The sequence below is a fragment of the Bradyrhizobium macuxiense genome (assembly GCF_007993935.1).
GTDB classification, from domain to species: domain Bacteria; phylum Pseudomonadota; class Alphaproteobacteria; order Rhizobiales; family Xanthobacteraceae; genus Bradyrhizobium; species Bradyrhizobium macuxiense_A.
This window is the reverse complement of record NZ_VITY01000004.1, coordinates 579,887-597,297: the sequence shown is the minus strand read 5'-3', so window position 1 is coordinate 597,297 and position 17,411 is coordinate 579,887. Positions and strand designations below refer to the sequence as shown.

Here is a 17,411-nt window from a genome sequence, read left to right as displayed (position 1 = left end):
GGCGTGATCCGTGGCTTTAAGCCTTCAGCTTGGCTTGCAGGAAGTCGCGCACCGGCTGCGGCTCGACATTGTTGGCAATCACGGCGCGGCCGACCGCCTCCAGCAGGATGAAGGTGAGCTTGCCGCGCTTGACCTTCTTGTCCTGCGCCATCAGCGCCAGCAATGCGTCGGCATCGGCGAGACCTTCCTGCGTGAAGCCTGCGATGTCCTGCAGGCGCGTCGGCAGTCCTACCGCGGAAAGATGACGGGCGATGCGGGCCGCATCGTCAGGTGAAATCATGCCGAGCTGCGCCGAGAATTCCGCGGCGAGCACCATGCCGACCGAGACACCCTCGCCGTGAAACAGGCGGTCGGAGAAGCCGGTCGCGGCTTCCAGTGCATGGCCGAACGTGTGGCCAAGATTGAGCAGCGCGCGCTCGCCGGTCTCGCGCTCGTCGCGGGAGACGACGCCGGCCTTGGCTCGGCAGGAGGTCGCGATCGCGTGCTCGCGCCCGGCGCCGCCGGCGAAGATGTCGCCGTGGTTCGTCTCGAGCCAGGCGAAGAACGCCTCGTCACCGAGGATGCCGTACTTTGCGACCTCGGCGTAGCCGGCGCGGAACTGGCGCGGCGACAGCGTGTCGAGCACCGAGGTGTCGGCAATCACCAGCACGGGCTGATGGAAGGCCCCGATCAGGTTCTTGCCCTGCGGCGAGTTGATGCCGGTCTTGCCGCCGACCGAGGAATCGACCTGTGCGAGCAGCGAGGTCGGCACCTGCACGAAATCAACACCGCGGCGCAGGATCGCGGCCGCAAAGCCCGCGAGATCGCCGACCACGCCGCCGCCGAGCGCGATGACGAGATCATTGCGCTCGATCTTCGCTGCGATCAGCGCTTCGCTGACCTGTGTCAGCGTCGCGTAGCTCTTCGAGCCCTCGCCCTCCTCGACAACGATCCGCGACGTCGGCACGCCTGCGGCGGCGAGCGACGCTTCGGTCGGCTCCAGCCAATGCTTGGCGACGGTACGGTCGGTGACGATGGCGGTACGCACGCCGGGCCGCAGCGCCGCGACGCGTTCGCCGAGCGAGGCCAGCACGTCGCGGCCGATGACGATGTCATAGGCGCGGTCGCCGAGCGCGACGTCGACGGTAACGGAGGCGGAATGCTTCAGGGGCGCAGTCATGAGGTCGCGTTCAATCCATCAGGTGGTGGCTCGCCGGCCGGCCGCGCGCCGCACAGATGCGCATGCAGGGCCTCCAGGCATTCGTCGACGATGCGATCGTGCGGCACGTCGCGCGAGGCGATCGTCAGGTCGGCGGTGCCGTAGACCGGCTCGCGCTCGCTGAGCAGGCGGTTGACGGTCGCCTCTGGGTCGGCGGTCTGCAGCAGCGGCCGATCGGCGCGGCGGCGGACCCGGCGCATGATGATATCACTGTCGGCCTTGAGCCAGATCGAGATCGCGCGGTCGCGGATCCGGCTCCGGGTCTCCTCGCGCATGAAGGCGCCGCCGCCGGTCGCCAGCACGATCGGGCCGCTGTCGAGGATGCGGGCGATCACCCGCGCCTCGCCGTCGCGGAAATAAGCCTCGCCATGGGTCTCGAAGATCTCGGGGATCGTCATGTCGGCCGCCGTCTCGATCTCGGTGTCGGCATCGGTGAACGGCAGCTTGAGCCGCGCCGCCATCCGCCGGCCGATGGTCGACTTGCCGGCCCCCATCATGCCGACCAGCACGATCGACCGCGGCCCCAGCGCGGCCGCGATGTCGGCCTCCAGGGTCGGGTGGGTGGGTGCCGGTACGGCTGCGTCGGACATCAAAAAGCTCGGATATTGGGACGAATTGTTTGGAATTCGAGCCACCTATACTACCCCCGGCGACACCGTTACCAGCGACTCTTGCAACCGCGCGGGGAACATGTTGGATGATTTCATTGGTTAATTCGCCGCCCGAGTCGCCTCCATGCCCAGCCTGTTCCGCTTCCTGACGGTCGTCGCCGTGATTTTCGGGATCGGCTACGGCATCGTCTTCGCGCTGGCGAATTTCGTGCACCCGAAACCGCGGGAAATGTCGGTGACCATCCCGCCGGATAAGTTCCTCAAGAAATAGCCGCTATGATTCGGGGCATGCCCGTAGCTGCCAAACATCCCGCCAAGACCCAAGCCGGGACAACTGCCAAAACCCCTGCCAGGACCCCTGCCAAGTCCTCCGACGCCAAGCTGACCGCGTTGTTCCTCGACATGCTCGCCGCGGAACAGGGCGCAGGCGCCAACACGCTCGACGCCTACCGGCGCGACCTCACGGATTTTTCCGACTACCTCGCCCATGCCGGCGCCGATTTCACCAGCGCCGACACCGAGGCACTGCGCGGCTACCTCGCCGACCTCGACACCAGAGGCTTCAAGTCGACCAGCGTGGCGCGGCGGCTGTCGGCGATGCGGCACCTCTACCGCTTCCTGCTCAACGAGCGGGTCCGCTCCGACGATCCGGCCGCAATCCTCTCCGGGCCGAAGCGTGGCCGCGGCCTGCCCAAGGTGCTGTCGATCTCCGACGTCGACCGCATGCTGACCCGCGCCAAGGAACTGACCCAGACCGACGTCTCGCCGGCGCAGCGGCTGCGCGCGCTGCGGCTGTATTGCCTGCTCGAGGTGCTCTACGCCACCGGCCTGCGCGTCTCCGAGCTGGTGTCGTTGCCGGTCGCCGCGGCGCGGCGCGATGCGCGGATGATCGTGGTGCGCGGCAAGGGCAACAAGGAACGGATGGTGCCGCTGAACGATGCTTCGCGCCAGGCGATGGCCGATTACCTCGCGGCGTTGGAAGTGATGCAGCCGAAGGCGAAGAAGGCGGTGCCCTCGAAATGGCTGTTTCCCTCCTCCGGCGAGAGCGGCCATCTGACCCGGCAGCATTTCGCCCGCGACCTGAAGGAGCTTGCGGCTGCCGCCGGCCTCGCGCCGCGGCTGGTCTCCCCACACGTGCTGCGCCACGCCTTCGCCAGCCATCTGCTGCATAACGGCGCGGACCTGCGCATCGTGCAGACGCTGCTGGGCCACACCGACATCTCGACCACCCAGATCTACACCCATGTGGTCGAGGAGCGGCTGAAGAGCCTGGTCCGCGACCTGCATCCGCTGGCCGAAAAATCGTAGCACCCGTAGCCCGGATGAAGCGCAGCGCAATCCGGGACAGACCATCGGCGGCCCGACTTGCCCCGGATTACGCTTCGCTCCATCCGGGCTACGTGGATCGAAGATACGGATACCGTCACCTGATCCGCCTTGACTTCCGCACCATCTCCGCAGAAAGAGCGTCACCTGCCTGCGATCCCGAAGCGTGCGTTCCGCCGGAATGCGCGTTAACCGATTGAAGTTACGAAACTTCTCTTGCCACCGCCAAAACCGCTTCGCCCCTCGCACCGTTCCTCCCTATATTGAGTTGATGCCCGATCCGATGCGCAGCTATCTCGACTTCGAAAAACCCGTCGCCGAGCTTGAATCCAAGATCGACGAGTTGCGTGCGCTTGCCGCGAGCGGCAGCGACATCGGCGACGAGGTCGCGCGGATCGAGGACAAGGCGGCGCAGGCGCTCACCGACCTCTATGCCAATCTGACGCCGTGGCAGAAGACGCTGGTGGCACGGCATCCGCAGCGGCCGCACTTCACCGATTTCATCGGTGGCCTGATCACCGAATTCACGCCGATGGCCGGCGACCGCAAGTTCGCTGACGACGAGGCCCTGATCGGCGGCTTCGGCCGCTTCCGCGGCGAGAGCATCTGCGTGGTCGGCCAGGAGAAGGGCGCCACCACCGACAGCCGCATCAAGCACAATTTCGGCATGGCGCGCCCCGAAGGCTACCGCAAGGCGGTGCGCCTGATGGAGATGGCCGACCGCTTCGGCATTCCGGTGCTGTCGATCGTCGATTCGGCCGGTGCCTATCCCGGCATCGGCGCCGAGGAGCGCGGCCAGGCCGAGGCGATCGCGCGCTCGACCGACGCCTGCCTGTCGCTCGGCGTGCCCAATGTCGCGATCGTCACCGGCGAAGGCATGTCGGGCGGCGCCATCGCCATCACCACCGCCAACCGCGTGCTGATGATGGAGCACGCGATCTACAGCGTGATCTCGCCGGAGGCGGCGTCCTCGATCCTGTGGCGCGACGGCACCAAGGCGCAGGAAGCCGCCAACAGCATGAAGATCACCGCGCAGGACATGCTGCGCTTCGGCGTGATCGACCAGATCCTCAAGGAGCCCTCCGGCGGCGCGCATCGCGACCCCGCCGCGATGATCGCGACCACGGGCGACGCCATCGCCCAGGCGCTCAACGACCTACGAAATCTTGATCCGGACGCGATTCGCAAACAGCGGCGCCAGAAGTTCCTCGATATCGGCCGCAAGCTGGCCTGACCCACCTAAATAGTCGGATTTTTCGACCAAATCGGCCGATTTTGCCGTAATTGGGCCCCGAGCCGGGTCTTTAACGTTCCTTGAACCATGCCTGCTACCGTGAAGGCTGTCAGCCCCGGTTCAGGTTGCGAGCAGGGGTGGTCGAAGGCTAATATTTTACACAATGGCTTCAGGGCATATTCGCCGTGTTGGGGTCGCGAAAATCGCCCGGTGGGTGTGGAGCTCGGACTTGACTCATCGCACGCTCGTACGCGCGCTTCTGACTTCGGCGGTGCTCGCCGCAGGCGTCATGCTCGCCGGTTGTGACAGCGACCAGATCTCGCTCGCCCAGAACGCCAAGGCCAACCAGCCGGTCCCGCCGAAACTCGTCGCCGCCATGGCCGAGAAGGACATGGATCTGCAGTCGCCGATCCTGGTGCGCCTGTTCAAGCAGGAGGCCGAGCTCGAGGTCTGGAAGCAGACCCGCTCCGGCCAGTTCGCGCTGCTCAAGACCTACCCGATCTGCCGCTGGTCGGGCGATCTCGGCCCGAAGGTCCGCGAAGGCGATCGCCAGGCGCCGGAAGGGTTCTACTCGATCAACCCGAGCCAGATGAATCCGCAATCGGCCTATTACCTGTCGTTCAACACCGGCTATCCCAACGCCTTCGACAAGTCGCTCGGCCGCACCGGCTCGGAGCTGATGGTGCATGGCGACTGCTCGTCGCGCGGCTGTTACGCGATGACCGACGAGCAGATCGCGGAGATCTATTCGCTCGGCCGCGAATCCTTCTTCGGTGGCCAGAAGGCGTTCCAGTTTCAAGCCTATCCGTTCCGGATGACCGCGGTGAACATGGCCAAGCACCGCAACAATCCGAACATGCCGTTCTGGAAGATGATCAAGGTCGGCAATGATCATTTCGAGGTGACGAAGCAGGAGCCGAAGGTCGACTTCTGCGAGAAGAAATACGTGTTCGACGCGGCGAAGCCGGCGGATGCTGTGCGCGACCCGGTGTTCAATGCATCGGCGAAGTGCCCGGCCTATGTGATCCCCGACGAGATCGCGAGCGCTGTGCGCGAAAAGGAACAGCGCGACGACGCCGAGATGGCCAAGCTGGCCGCCAAGGGCACGCCGGTGGCGCGCCTCAACACCGGCATCGACGGCGGCATGAACGCGATCTTCGCCTCAAAGATTCCGGAAGGAAACACCGGTCTCTCCGAAGGCGGCGACAGCCAGGCGCTGGCATCGATGTCGTTGGCGCGCGCGCCCGGCACCATCCCCGGCACGGTCAATCCGCCCAGGCCGAATCTCGCCGTCCAGCAGGAAGAGCCTGTGGTGGCGACGACCTCGTCGACCTCGGTCGCGACAGCGTCGTCGACCACACCGCCAGCCACCACCCGTGTGGCGTCGGCGAATGCGTCCGACAAGTCCGAAGGCTTCTTCTCAAGCTTTGCCCGCAAAGTCGGCATCGGCAGCACCGCCGATGCGAGCCAGCCGGCCGCCAAGCCCCCGGCCGCTGCCGCTCCAGCCAAGCCGAAGGTTGCCGAAGCCAAGCCGCAATCGGTTGTGCGCGTCGCACCGAAGGCCGAGCCGAAGCCGGCCGCCAGGCCCGCGCCGAAGCCGCAAGTCGCCGACACTGCTGCAGCCGCACCGGCGGCGACATCATCGACCCAACTCGCCGGCTCCGCACCCGTCGTGCAGACCAACTCGTTCGACACCCGCTTCTCCGCAGTGAAGTAAGCGGCAGCCACCTCGTCGTCCCGGTGAAAGCCGGCGCGCCACGAGCGCGATTTTCACTGCACATGTTGAATGGCCCCTCCACGTCGTCCTGGCGAAAGCCAGGACCCATAACCACCGCGTTGGGTTGTGAGGAAGATCGTGGCCCCAGCCATCGCGCAGCAATGACCATTCGGGGTAATGGATCCTGGCTTTCGCCAGGACGACGATGGGATGGTTCTCGATTCCAGTGCCATACCACCGGTGTCGTCACCCGCGAAAGCGGGTGATCCAGTATTCCAGAGACAGCGCTGCTTGAACCGAAAGGCCGCGTCACGCTCGTCTTCGTGACCACATTCCCCTTGCCAACTGCACGCCGACAATCGTCAGATCATGCACGCGGGTACAGCCAGGAGATTGCGATGGACGATAGAGCCGTACGCGCGGCGCTGGAGCGCCATTGGGAGGCGTCGGATGCGAGCGATTTCGAACGCGAGCACGACATCTACCGCGACGAAGCCGTACTCGATTATCCGCAATCGGGCGAGCGGATCCGCGGCCGGCACAACATTCAGCAGAGCCGGACGGTGCAGCCGAACAAGAAGCGCTTCGCGATCCGGCGCATGATCGGCGGCGGCGATCTATGGATCACCGAGTACATCCTCACCTATGACGACAGGCCATCCTACGTGGTGAGCATCATGGAGTTCCGCGACGGGCTGGTCGTCCACGAAACGCAGTATTTCGCCGACCGGTTTGACCCCGCGCCGTCACGGGCGCACCTCGTCGAGCACGTCGACGGGACATCGTCGCACTGAGCCGACGCGTTGCCGCAGCAGCGGCGGCTACATGCCGTGACTTTCGAAAACCTTCTTGCAGCCTCGGCTCAAACTCTCGCGCTTCATCTGCAGACAGTTCTGCACGGCGCCGTCATTGCCGAGGTCCTTGCGGCAGAAGCGCTGGGCATCGCGCGAGCACGCGGATTGTTCCAACTTGGTGCCGGCATGTTGCGCCAGCGCGGCGCCGCTGCTCATGACGGCAACGGCTAAAGCTGCAGCAATCGAAAAATAGCGCATCGTGAATTCCTCCCGCGGCCCAACGGCAGCGGGGGCTCTTCGTTCCCAAAGGAGCCGGAGGGAACCCAGGGATTCTACGGCGCGAGATACCGCAGCAGTTCCGGATCGTTGCGTACCTCGCTTGCGCCGCCCTGCAGCGCGACGCGGCCGCGGTCGAGCACATAGGCGTAGTCGGCGACGCGCAGCGCGAGATCGAGATGCTGCTCGACGATCACCACCGAGATGCTCTTGGCGAGTTCGATCAGCCGCTCGGTGATCTCCTCGATCACGCCGATCCAGACGCCCTCGGTCGGCTCGTCCAACAGCAGCAGCTTCGGATTGCCGAGCATGGCGCGACCGATCGCCAGCATCTTGCGCTCGCCGCCGGACAGTGTGCCGGCCGGCTGGTCGAGGCGCTGGCCGAGCTTCGGGAAAATCTCGAGCACGCGATCGACCGCGCTCGTATCGGAATTGGTCAGCGAGCCGACCGCGAGGTTGTCGCGCACCGACAGGCGGGCGAACACCGAATGCTCCTGCGGCACATAGCCGATGCCGGAGCGCACGCGCTCCTCGGTGCGGCGGCGGGTGATGTCGCGGCCATCGAAGTGCAGTTCGCCCTGCGAGCTCGTAAGCTCGCCGACAATGGTCTTCATCAGCGTGGTCTTGCCGGCGCCATTGCGGCCGAGCACGGCAACGCCGCCGCGCCAGGGAATGCCGATGTTGACATCGAACAGCACCTGGCTGCGGCCATAACCGGCATCGAGATGCCTGATATCGAGGAAGGTTTGCTCAGGCACGGCGAAGATAGATCTCCTGGACGTTCTTGTTGGCCTGGATTTCCGCGACCGTCCCCGATGCCAGCACCTTGCCCTGGTCGAGCACGGTGAGGCGGTCGCAGATGTCGCGAATGAAATCGAGATCGTGCTCGACGATGACGAGCGAGCAATGCTGCTTGATCGGCTGCAACAATTCGCCGGTGACGCGGCGCTCCTCGAGGCTCATGCCGCCGGTCGGCTCGTCGAGCAGCAACAGCCGCGGCTTGCCGGCAAGCGCCATCGCGATCTCGAGCCATTGCTGCTGGCCGTGCGACAGCGCCGCCGCGGCATCATGCGCGCGATCGGCGAGACGGAACTGGGTCAGCATCGTCATCACCTGATCGTGCAGTTTCCTTCGGGTGCGCGAGAGCACGAGATCGAACAGCGAGCAATGCGCCTGCAGCGCCAGCAGGATGTTGTCGTACAGCGTCAGCGTTGGCAGCACCGAGGTGATCTGGAATTTCAGGCTCATGCCGGCGCGAGCGCGCTCGGTCGGCGTGAACGCGGTGATGTCGGTGTTGATGAAGCTGACCTTGCCCGTGGTCGGCACCTCGGCGCCGGCGACGCATTTCATCAGCGTGCTCTTGCCCGAGCCGTTCGGCCCGATCAGGCCGTGAAACTCGTTCTCGCCGACGGTCAACGCCGCACCGTCAAGCGCGGTGAGCTTGCCGAATACCTTGCTGATCCCTGACGCTTCAAGGAGCGGCATTGCCGGACTCCTTGCTGGGCGCTTTGCCGAAACTGCCGACCCGTTCGCGCTCGCCGAGCACGAAGGAGATCAGCCCGAGCGGGCGGAACATGATCACGAGCAGCAGCAGCACGCCGAGGATGATCGGCCAGACGTCGCGGTAATTGTCCGACAGCCAGAACGAGACGCCCTCGATGATCACGGTGCCGATCACGGCGCCGATCAGCGTGCCGGAGCCGCCGAACAACACATAGAGCACGACCTGGGTCGAGAACACGACGCCCAGCATGTTGGGCCAGACGAAGCCTTCGTGGAAGGCATAGAGGCTGCCGGCGAGCCCGGCAATGGTGCCGCCGACCGCGAAGATGATCGCCTTCAGATGCTGCGCCTTGTAGCCGAAGAAGGCGATGCGCTGCTCGTTCTCGCGCAGGCCGGCGAGCGCGAGGCCGAATTGCGAGCGCACCAGGAAGCGGCAGAGCAGATAGACCACGACGAGGATGCCGAGCACCATGTAGTAGTAGACCGGCCCCTCCTCGAACTCGTAGTTGCCGAGCGTGAGCGGCGGGATCGACGGGATGCCGTTCTGGCCGCCGAGATAGTACCAGCCGCGCGCCAGCCGGTCCGCGGCATAGGAGCCGGTCAGCGTGCCGAGCGAGACGAAGATCACGCTCGAGGGATAGCGCCCGAGCAGCAGGAAACCGCCGAGCAGCAGCGCCGCCGTGAGGCCGATCAGCGTGCCGGCCGGCAGGATCAGCAGGATCGAGGTGACATTGAGGTCGCGCGCCATCAGCGCCACGCCATAGCCGGCGGCGCCGAAGAACAGCGCCTGGCCGAAGCTCATGATGCCGGCATAGCCCCACACCAGATCGAACGACAGCGCGAACAGCGCGAGGATCACCACACGGGTGGCGAACACCGTGAGATAATCCTGCAGCACCCATGGCAGGACCAGTGCGATCAATAGCACCAGCCCTTCCACGATCGGCAGGACCTTCCATCCTGCCGATGCCTGTCCCGCCGGCGCGCGTGCGGCCGGTGCACTTTCACCCGTCACGACATCTGGTTCCTCACCGACGCGTGCGACGGCCTCGCTTGCTCCACCCATGGATCGCTCAGCACTCCTTGGGATCAACGAGACCGTCGCTGCGCGCCACGATCTCATAGTTCCCGCCTTTGGCAACAGCGGTGTACATCTTCATCTTGCAGTGACGCTTGCCCGGCACCATTTCGGCCGGTCCACCCGGACCTTCGGCGATCTTGGCGTGGTCGAGCGCGGCCGCGACCGACTCGCGATCGACCTTGCCGGCTTCCTTGACCGCGGCTTCCCACAGCTTGAGGCCGCGATAGGTTCCGGTGGCGGCGCTGCCGGCCGCGAACAGGAAGTTGCCGGGGAAATCCTTCTCATAAGCCGCCTGCAGCTTGGCGTCGAACGGATCTTCCTTGGTCAGCACCTTGAAATAGTCGAGACAGCTCGCCAGCCCCTCGATCTCGTTGGCCTGATTGATGTTGAGCGTGTTCTCGTCATAGTAGACGCAGGCGAGCCGGCCGCCGTTCTTGAGGAAGCCCGCTTCATAGAGCTGCTTGAAGAACGGACCGACGCCCGGCGGGATCACGGTGTTGAAGACGACGTCGACCTTGTTGGAGATGACACGGTTCACCGTGGCCGAGAAGTCGACCTGGTCGAGCGGGTAATACTCCTCGAACACGACCTCGCCGCCATTGTCCTCGATCACCTTGCGGGCGTAGACGTTGAGCGTGTGCGGCCAGACATAGTTGGCGCTCGGCAGCGCGAACTTCTTGCCGCCGTTCTTGATCAGCCAGGGAATGAAGGTGTCGCATTGCTGCGCCGGCGTCGGCCCGGTGCAGAACAGATAGGGCGTGCACTCCTTGCCCTCGTAGAGCTGCGGATAGATGTAGAGCGTCTTGCCGCGCGCCACGATCGGGTCCTTGATCGCGTTGCGCATCGACGAGGTGATGCCGCCCAGCACCATGTCGACCTTGTCGCGCTGGATCAGCTTGCGGACATTGCCGACCGCGACCGATTCGTTCGAGGCGGTGTCCTCGATGTAGAGCTCGAGCGGGCGGCCGAGCAGGCCGCCGCCGGCGTTGATCTCCTTGATCACCATCTTGGCGACGTTGGCGTCGGCATTGCCGGCATAGGCGATCGGGCCGGTCAGGTCGGTCGCGATGCCGACCTTGATCGGGCCCTCGGCGGCGTTGGCCCAGTCCGGCCTGATCACCCAACTGCCGACCCCGGTCGCGAGTGCGCCGGTCGCGAAGGCAAAATTGCTCATGAAGCGGCGGCGCGTCAGGTTCATGCGTTCAATCGACATGGTGATTAGACCCCTTTCCCAGCAATGAGGCCTTGCGGCCGGAATTTGATGAAGGCGATGGCGAGCACGAAGACGAGCACGTCGGCGACGACGGGCGACATGACCCATGGCAGCGCCGCGCTGAGCGTGCCGATCACGCCGGCGCCAGCGACCGGACCGATGAAGGACCCGACCCCGCCGACCATCACGGCAACGAAGCCCTGGATCAAAAAGCGGATGCCGAGATCGGCAAACAGGCTGAATACCGGCACGATCAACGCGCCGGCGAGCCCGGCCAGCGCCGCGCCGAACGCAAAGGTCGCGCCGTAGATCAGGGGCGTCGAGATGCCCGAGGCGCGCGCCAGTGCCGGGTTCTCCAGCGTGGCGCGGACCCGCAGCCCGAAGCTGGTGCGCGCCAGCAGCAGATAGCAGGCGCCCATCACCAGCAGCGTGATCACGATGATGGTGAAGCGCCAGGCCGAGATGTGGACCGAACCAAGGTCGATCGAACCGCCGATCGGCTCCGGCACCGTGAGGTAGAAGCCGCCGATCAGCCCGCGGACGCTTTCGCGGATGATGAGGCCGAGCGCATAGGTGCCGAGCATCGCCACGATCGGCGCGGCGTAGAAGCGCCGGATGATCAGCGCCTCCAGCACGAAGCCGATCGCGCCGACCACGAAGGGGGCCGCGACCATGCCGGCCCAGACCGGCGCGCCATGAGCATAGGCCAGGTAGGTCACATAGGCCCCGAGCAGGACGAACTCGCCCTGCGCGAAGTTGAAGATGCCCATCATGCTGGCGATGATGCCGAGCCCGAGCACGACCAGCACGATGATGGCGCCGAAGCTCACGATCTCGAACACCGCGGCGAAGGTGCTAGCCATGGTGTTCGATCCCTCCGGTCTGCGACAAGCGGCGCCTCACATCTTCTTCCAGTCGCCGGCCTGCTCGAAGGCGTGCGCGGCGCGATAGATGGTGCTCTCCTCGAACATCCGGCCGACCAGCATCAGGCCGACCGGCAATCCGTCGACCATGCCGCAGGGCAGCGACATCGCCGGGTGATGGGTGATGTCGAACGGCGCGGTGTTGGAGATCATCTCCAGCGCGCGGGCGACATATTCCTCGCGGCTGGCATTGGCCTCGGGCAGTTTCGTCGCCTTCATCGGCGTGGTCGGCATCAGCAGCAGATCGTAGTCCTTGAACGCCTTGTCGTAGGCCGCGGCGAGCCTTCGGGAGATGTTGAGCGCCTTGCCGTAGAAGCGCGGACCGAAATTGTTGTTGATGTAGGTGCCGAGCATCATGAACAGCTTGGTGGTCTCGGACAGCGAATCCGCCTGGCGGCGCCAGCCGCGATGGAAATCCATCAGCGAGGTGGAATAGAGGTCGCCGCGGCTGAGGCCATAGCCGTCGCCGAACATCATGGTCTGGGTCAGGCCTTCGGTGCCGATCGGGGTCCAGATCGCGCCGCCCGCCATATGCATCGGGATCGAGACATTCTCGACCGACGCGCCGAGATCCTTGAGGCGCTTGGCCGCCTCGCGCACGCTCTCATTCACCGCGGCTTCCGCGGTCGGCTGCTCAAAGCCTTCCTTGAGGATGCCGATCTTCATGCCCTTGACACCCTTGCCGAGCGCCTTGGTGTAGTCCTCGACCTTCGGCGCCTTGATGCGCGGATCATAGCCGTCGTCGCCGGCCAGCACCTCGAGCAGCAGCGCATTGTCTTCCACGGTCGCGGTCATCGGGCCGGTGTGGTCGACGTAAATCTCGATCGGCATGATGCCGGTGTAGGGCACGAGACCCCAGGTCGGCTTCATGCCGTAGGTGCCGCAGAACGAGGACGGCATGCGGATCGAGCCGCCCTGGTCGCCGCCGATCGCCATGTCGACCTCGCCGAGCGCAACGACGACGCCGGAGCCTGACGACGAGCCGCCGGCCGAATAGCCCATCTTGTGCGGATTGTGCACCGCCCCGTAGGAGCCGGTGTGGCTGCCGCCGGACAGGCAGAAATGTTCGCAGTGGGTCTTGCCGGCGATCTCCGCGCCGGCATCGAGCATGCGGGTGACAATGGTGGCGTCGAAGTCGGGGATGTAGCCTTCCAGCGTCGACGAGCCGTTGGTCATCGGCACGCCGGCCAGCATGATGTTGTCCTTCAGCGCCACCGTCTTGCCCTTGAGCTTGCCGGAGGCCGCGCCTTTGACCGTCGACTTGCGATACCAGGCGTTGTGCTTGTTCTCTTCCGGCGCCGGGCGATAGCCGGGCGTGCGCGGATATTTCACCTCGGGCAGTTCGTCCGGCATCGTGGCGACGAGGTTGTAGGCCTCGATCGAGCCCTGCATCAGGCCGCGGAACGAGGCCACGTCCTCATCGGTGAGAGACAGGCCGCACTGCTCGGCGACGGCACGAAGTTGCGTTGGCGTGGGAAGGACGACGGTCACGGCGCTCTCCTGAAGTTTTTGATCTTGGATCTGATCCCTCGGCGCAGGGCAGCGAGCTGCGCGTTGACGCCGCGCGAACCGCTCACCCCGTTGCTGTATTGAAAACGGAAATATTTTCCTTTTCAAGTATTATTTCACAGATCGCTCACCGAGGCTGTCGCCTCGTGGGTCGGAGAGTCTTAGACCTCTGCCCTCGTCATTGCGAGCCACCCGGTCAGCGCGAAGCGCCGCCGGATGACAGGCTCCGCGAAGCAATCCATGGCTCGGCAGAACGGGACAATGGATTGCTTCGTCGCTTTCGCTCCTCGCAATGACGGCCAAAGCGTCACCGCCACTCAGATCGCCTTGATCACCCTGAAGTCGAGGCCGTCGGCTTCCGCAAGATACATCGGCATCCTGGCGTGGCCGCTGCGCACCGTGACCGGACCGCGCGGGCCGCGATAGACCAGGTTGTCCGCCGCCGCAAGCAGTGGCCGCATGTCCAGTGTACCGGCGCGATTGGCGGCAGCTTCCAACAGGCAGAAGCCTTCATAGGCGGACTCGCCGCACGATCCGACCGGCGGCGCGAACGCCCCGAACATCGCGCGATAGCGGTCCCTGAAATCGTCGCCGGCCTGCGAGCCGACCGAGGGGAAATAGCCGGAGGCGCAGAACAGGTTCTCGGTCTTGTCGGCGCCGATGCCGAGCAGTGCGGTTTCGTCGAAACAGCCGGCAAAGCGCAGCGTGGTGGCGGCGAGCCCGGCGTCGGCGAAGGCGCGGTTGAAGGTCACGCTGTCGGTGCCGATCAGCGAGATCAGCACGACATCGGGCTTCGCGGCGCGGATCCGTTCCAGCGCCGCCTCGTGATCGTCCTCGCCGACCGGCACGAACTCCTCGCCGACCACGAGGCCGCCGGTCTCCTTGATGTAGCGCTTCACCGCGCGGTGCGACTGCCACGGCCAGACATAGTCGCTGCCGATCAGGTACCAGCGCGAGGCGCGCTTGGCCTCGGCCAGCCAGTGGATCGACGGCCGGTTCTGCCAGCGCGGGGTCTCGCCGATCGCAATCACGCCCGGCGTCCGCTCGCCGCCCTCATAGACCGGTGTGTAGATGTAGGGGATCCTGCTGCGAGTGATGAGGCCGCGCAACGCGACACGCACCCTGCTGGTGTGCATGCCCATGATGAGATCGACCTCGTCGGACGCGATCGCCTGCTCGGCGCGGTCCAGCACATCCTCGATCGGCCCGCCGGCGTCGTAGACCGAGAACTCGATCTCGCGGCCGAGGATGCCGCCGCGCCGGTTGATGTCGCTAACGGCGAGTTGCGCGGTCGAGGTCGCGGCGGGCCCCCACATCCCGGGCGAACCGGAGCAGCAGACGAAGCCTGCGATCCGCAGCCGGTTGCGCGCACCGCGTGGACCGAATCCGCCACGATCCATCGGCGCAAGCACGCGATCCGACGCCGCCGACGCCAGGTTCCTGAACAGCAGGGATGGCGGGAACGGAAGGTCTCTTGCCGTGACGTTGAGCGTCGAATGCACACCTGCTCCTGTCTGGCACCGGCACGCCGCCCCACGGCATCGCCCTCGCGGACGACGGTGCCAAGCTAGATCGTCTTGATCAGATTGAAGTCGAGACCGTCGGCTTCGGCAAGATAGATCGGCATTTCGGCGCGGCCGTCACGAATGGTCACGCTGCCGCGTGCACCGCCGTAGACGAGGTTCCGCGCCGCAGCAGACAACGGACCGATCGACAGCGAGCGAGCCCGGTTGGCCGCCGCTTCGAGGAAGCGCATCCCCTCATAGTTCGACTGCCCGACCGAGCCGATCGGTGGCGCATGCGCCCCGAACATCGCGCGGTAGCTGGTCTGGAACTCGTCATTGGCGCGCGAGCCGACGCAGCCGAAATAGCCGGAGGCGCAGAACAGGTTCTCGGTTGCATCCGGACCGATGCCGAGCAGCACGGTCTCGTCCATCGCGCCCGCATAGCGCAGCGTGGTGGCGGCGAGCCCGGCCTCGGCGAAGGCGCGGTTGAAGGTGATGCTGTCGGTCCCGATCAGGGTGATCAGCACGACATCGGGCCTTGCGGCGCGGATCCGCGCCAGATGCGGCTCGTGATCGTCCTCGCCGAGCGGCACGAACTCCTCGCCGACCACCTGGCCGCCGGCCTCCTTGATGTAGCGCTTCACCGCGCGATGCGATTGCCAGGGCCAGACATAGTCGCTGCCGATCAGGTACCAGCGCTGCGCCTTCTTGACCTCGGTGAGCCAGTGGATCGCCGGCCGGCTTTCGGCCCGCGGCGTCTCGCCGATCGCCATTACGCCGGGCGTCCGCTCGCCGCCCTCATAGACCGGCGTGTAGACATAGGGGATGCGGCCGCTCGTGACCTTGCGCAGCGCAAGGCGCACCGCAGAGATATGCGAGCCCATGATCACGTCGATCTCGTCGAACGCGATCGCCCGCTCAGCGCGGCGCACCACCTCGTCGATCGGCCCGCCGGCGTCGTACATCGACAGTTCGACCTCGCGGCCGCGGATGCCGCCGCGCCGGTTGATCTCGGCGACGGCCAGCATGACGCTGTTGGCGGAGATCGGCCCCCAGATTCCGGGCGCGCCGGAGAAGGTGATGAAATTGCCGATCCGGAGCTTGCTGTCGGTGCCGCCGCGGCGCGAGGAGCCCGGCTTGACGGTCAAAGCGAGATCGGCCGCGCAGGACGACGGACTTCGAAACAGGTGCAGCGGCGCGACGGGCAAGCCGCCATACGCCTGGTAAGAGACCGTCGAGAGCACGCCAACTCCTGTCTGGGAAGCAATACGCAACGCAGCCAGCGGGCGGTCGCGGCATCCGCCCTTTGGTTGGGGGAATATCCTAGGGGAAAATATTGAATATTCAACAATTGAAGTGCATATAGAAATGGCATGCATTGCCGGACATTCATTCACCGGGTCAGGAACCAGGTCTCACGCCGTGGCTAAACCGCCGAAAGAAAACTCCCCGATCACCGAACACCTCACCTACCTGCTCGCGCAAGCCAACCGGGAGATCAACCGGCAGTTGGAGACGCGGCTGGCCAAGGAAGGCGTGCCGGTCGAGCAGTGGCGCATCCTGAAGGTTCTGTCCGACGGCAACGGCCATTCGATGGGCGAGCTCGCCGATGCCGTGCTGCTCAACCATCCGACGCTGACCAAGATGATCGACCGTATGGTGTCGGACGCGCTGGTCTACCGCGTCCAGGACCCCAAGGATCGCCGCAAGGTGCTGATGTTCGTCTCCGACCGCGGCAAGGCGCTGTGCCGCCGGCTCAACTCGCTGGCGGTGAGCCAGGAGGAGCACATCGTCGAGAGCTACGGCGACAAGTCGACCACCGAGCTCAAGCGCCTGCTGGAAAGCCTGATCGGCAGCGCCAATTGAGGCGGCGCGGCACGGCGCCACGATCAAAAATCACCGAAAAAAGACCGGCAGGGAAATGTCGGGATATGGCGGACCTTTGCGTCCTTTGGGCGCGCCCGTGGCGCAGCCTTCGCGCCTGGGCGCTTTAGGTCCACCCGATTCACTAGCGAGGACATCCGCCATGCCTTCGATCACGCCGTTCCTCTGGCTCGACAACAACGTCCGCGACGCTGTCGCCTTCTACAAATCGGTGTTCCCCAACGCCGAGATCGAGACCGTCAGCGACTTCATGGCGAGCTTCGAGCTCGAGGGCCAGCGGTTCTACGCGCTCAATGGCGGACCACAGCACAAGTTCAACGAGGCGGTGTCGTTCTTCCTCAGCGTCGAGACCCAGGAGCAGGTGGACTACTTCTGGAACAAGCTCACCGACGGCGGCCAGGAATCGCGTTGCGGCTGGCTCAAGGACCGCTTCGGCCTGTCCTGGCAGGTGATCCCAACCGCACTGAGCCGCTACCTCGGCGATCCCGATCGCAAGGCCGCCGATCGCGTCATGCAGGCGATGCTGAAGATGCAGAAGATCGTGATCGCCGACCTCGACAGGGCCTATGCCGGCGGATGAGACGTCGGGCGCGGACACGCACACGCGGGCCACGCACACTTGGGCATGCACAGCGCG

At 65.3% G+C, this 17,411-nt stretch carries 18 protein-coding genes; 7 read left to right on the top strand and 11 right to left on the bottom strand.

Annotated features, from left to right (window positions below; genetic code table 11):
- Positions 1 to 16: 16 nt before the first annotated feature.
- Both aroB and FBZ93_RS14045 read right to left on the bottom strand, forming a co-directional pair.
- On the bottom strand, positions 17 to 1,159 hold the full coding sequence (aroB, locus tag FBZ93_RS14050; RefSeq protein ID WP_146986507.1) for a 3-dehydroquinate synthase: 1,143 nt from the start codon (positions 1,157 to 1,159) through the stop codon (positions 17 to 19).
- A complete protein-coding gene (locus FBZ93_RS14045; protein WP_146986506.1) occupies positions 1,156 to 1,788 on the bottom strand; it encodes a shikimate kinase in 633 nt (210 codons plus the stop codon). The genes aroB and FBZ93_RS14045 overlap by 4 nt, the downstream gene beginning before the upstream one ends.
- A 145-nt stretch (positions 1,789 to 1,933) precedes the next feature.
- Here FBZ93_RS14045 and FBZ93_RS14040 point away from each other — a divergent pair, with 145 nt between their 5' ends.
- The 5 genes from FBZ93_RS14040 to FBZ93_RS14020 all read left to right on the top strand — a co-directional run bounded on the left by FBZ93_RS14040 (position 1,934) and on the right by FBZ93_RS14020 (position 6,880).
- Entirely contained in the window at positions 1,934 to 2,080 is a 147-nt protein-coding gene (locus tag FBZ93_RS14040) for a hypothetical protein (protein WP_050405944.1), read from the top strand.
- Positions 2,081 to 2,097: 17 nt separating this feature from the next.
- Positions 2,098 to 3,117, top strand: coding sequence for a site-specific tyrosine recombinase XerD (gene xerD, locus FBZ93_RS14035; RefSeq protein WP_146986505.1), 1,020 nt, complete (start codon positions 2,098 to 2,100; stop codon positions 3,115 to 3,117).
- Between the two features lie 289 nt (positions 3,118 to 3,406).
- Positions 3,407 to 4,369: an acetyl-CoA carboxylase carboxyltransferase subunit alpha gene (locus FBZ93_RS14030; RefSeq protein WP_050423919.1), complete on the top strand. Its 963-nt coding sequence runs from the start codon at positions 3,407 to 3,409 to the stop codon at positions 4,367 to 4,369.
- Positions 4,370 to 4,598: 229 nt separating this feature from the next.
- Positions 4,599 to 6,086: a L,D-transpeptidase family protein gene (locus tag FBZ93_RS14025; RefSeq protein ID WP_146986504.1), complete on the top strand. Its 1,488-nt coding sequence runs from the start codon at positions 4,599 to 4,601 to the stop codon at positions 6,084 to 6,086.
- 398 nt (positions 6,087 to 6,484) lie between these two features.
- Positions 6,485 to 6,880, top strand: a complete 396-nt coding sequence (locus FBZ93_RS14020) for a nuclear transport factor 2 family protein (protein ID WP_146986503.1) — start codon at positions 6,485 to 6,487, stop codon at positions 6,878 to 6,880.
- 27 nt (positions 6,881 to 6,907) lie between these two features.
- Here the strand turns inward: FBZ93_RS14020 and FBZ93_RS14015 are convergent, their stop codons facing one another.
- The 9 genes from FBZ93_RS14015 to FBZ93_RS13975 all read right to left on the bottom strand — a co-directional run bounded on the left by FBZ93_RS14015 (position 6,908) and on the right by FBZ93_RS13975 (position 16,134).
- Positions 6,908 to 7,138 carry a hypothetical protein gene (locus tag FBZ93_RS14015; RefSeq protein ID WP_146986502.1) on the bottom strand — a complete coding sequence of 77 codons (231 nt, stop codon included), beginning with the start codon at positions 7,136 to 7,138 and terminating at the stop codon, positions 6,908 to 6,910.
- Between the two features lie 74 nt (positions 7,139 to 7,212).
- The gene (locus FBZ93_RS14010; RefSeq protein WP_146986501.1) at positions 7,213 to 7,914 is read right to left on the bottom strand and encodes a branched-chain amino acid ABC transporter ATP-binding protein; all 702 of its coding nucleotides are present in this window, start codon (positions 7,912 to 7,914) and stop codon (positions 7,213 to 7,215) included.
- Positions 7,907 to 8,641, bottom strand: a complete 735-nt coding sequence (locus tag FBZ93_RS14005; protein WP_146986500.1) for an ABC transporter ATP-binding protein — start codon at positions 8,639 to 8,641, stop codon at positions 7,907 to 7,909. Before FBZ93_RS14005 ends, FBZ93_RS14010 begins: the two co-directional genes overlap by 8 nt.
- Positions 8,628 to 9,725, bottom strand: a complete 1,098-nt coding sequence (locus tag FBZ93_RS14000) for a branched-chain amino acid ABC transporter permease (protein ID WP_246667470.1) — start codon at positions 9,723 to 9,725, stop codon at positions 8,628 to 8,630. The genes FBZ93_RS14005 and FBZ93_RS14000 overlap by 14 nt, the downstream gene beginning before the upstream one ends.
- 7 nt (positions 9,726 to 9,732) lie before the next feature.
- On the bottom strand, positions 9,733 to 10,953 hold the full coding sequence (locus FBZ93_RS13995) for a substrate-binding protein (RefSeq protein WP_146986498.1): 1,221 nt from the start codon (positions 10,951 to 10,953) through the stop codon (positions 9,733 to 9,735).
- A gap of 5 nt (positions 10,954 to 10,958) precedes the next feature.
- Positions 10,959 to 11,816, bottom strand: coding sequence for a branched-chain amino acid ABC transporter permease (locus tag FBZ93_RS13990; RefSeq protein WP_146986497.1), 858 nt, complete (start codon positions 11,814 to 11,816; stop codon positions 10,959 to 10,961).
- Between the two features lie 36 nt (positions 11,817 to 11,852).
- The gene (locus tag FBZ93_RS13985; protein WP_146986496.1) at positions 11,853 to 13,367 is read right to left on the bottom strand and encodes an amidase; all 1,515 of its coding nucleotides are present in this window, start codon (positions 13,365 to 13,367) and stop codon (positions 11,853 to 11,855) included.
- Between the two features lie 335 nt (positions 13,368 to 13,702).
- Positions 13,703 to 14,887: a substrate-binding domain-containing protein gene (locus tag FBZ93_RS13980; protein ID WP_146986495.1), complete on the bottom strand. Its 1,185-nt coding sequence runs from the start codon at positions 14,885 to 14,887 to the stop codon at positions 13,703 to 13,705.
- A gap of 65 nt (positions 14,888 to 14,952) precedes the next feature.
- The gene (locus FBZ93_RS13975; protein WP_146986494.1) at positions 14,953 to 16,134 is read right to left on the bottom strand and encodes a substrate-binding domain-containing protein; all 1,182 of its coding nucleotides are present in this window, start codon (positions 16,132 to 16,134) and stop codon (positions 14,953 to 14,955) included.
- Between the two features lie 178 nt (positions 16,135 to 16,312).
- Here FBZ93_RS13975 and FBZ93_RS13970 point away from each other — a divergent pair, with 178 nt between their 5' ends.
- Both FBZ93_RS13970 and FBZ93_RS13965 read left to right on the top strand, forming a co-directional pair.
- Positions 16,313 to 16,756, top strand: a complete 444-nt coding sequence (locus FBZ93_RS13970; protein ID WP_038387042.1) for a MarR family winged helix-turn-helix transcriptional regulator — start codon at positions 16,313 to 16,315, stop codon at positions 16,754 to 16,756.
- Between the two features lie 160 nt (positions 16,757 to 16,916).
- Entirely contained in the window at positions 16,917 to 17,354 is a 438-nt protein-coding gene (locus FBZ93_RS13965; RefSeq protein ID WP_146986493.1) for a VOC family protein, read from the top strand.
- The last annotated feature ends 57 nt before the right edge of the window (positions 17,355 to 17,411 follow it).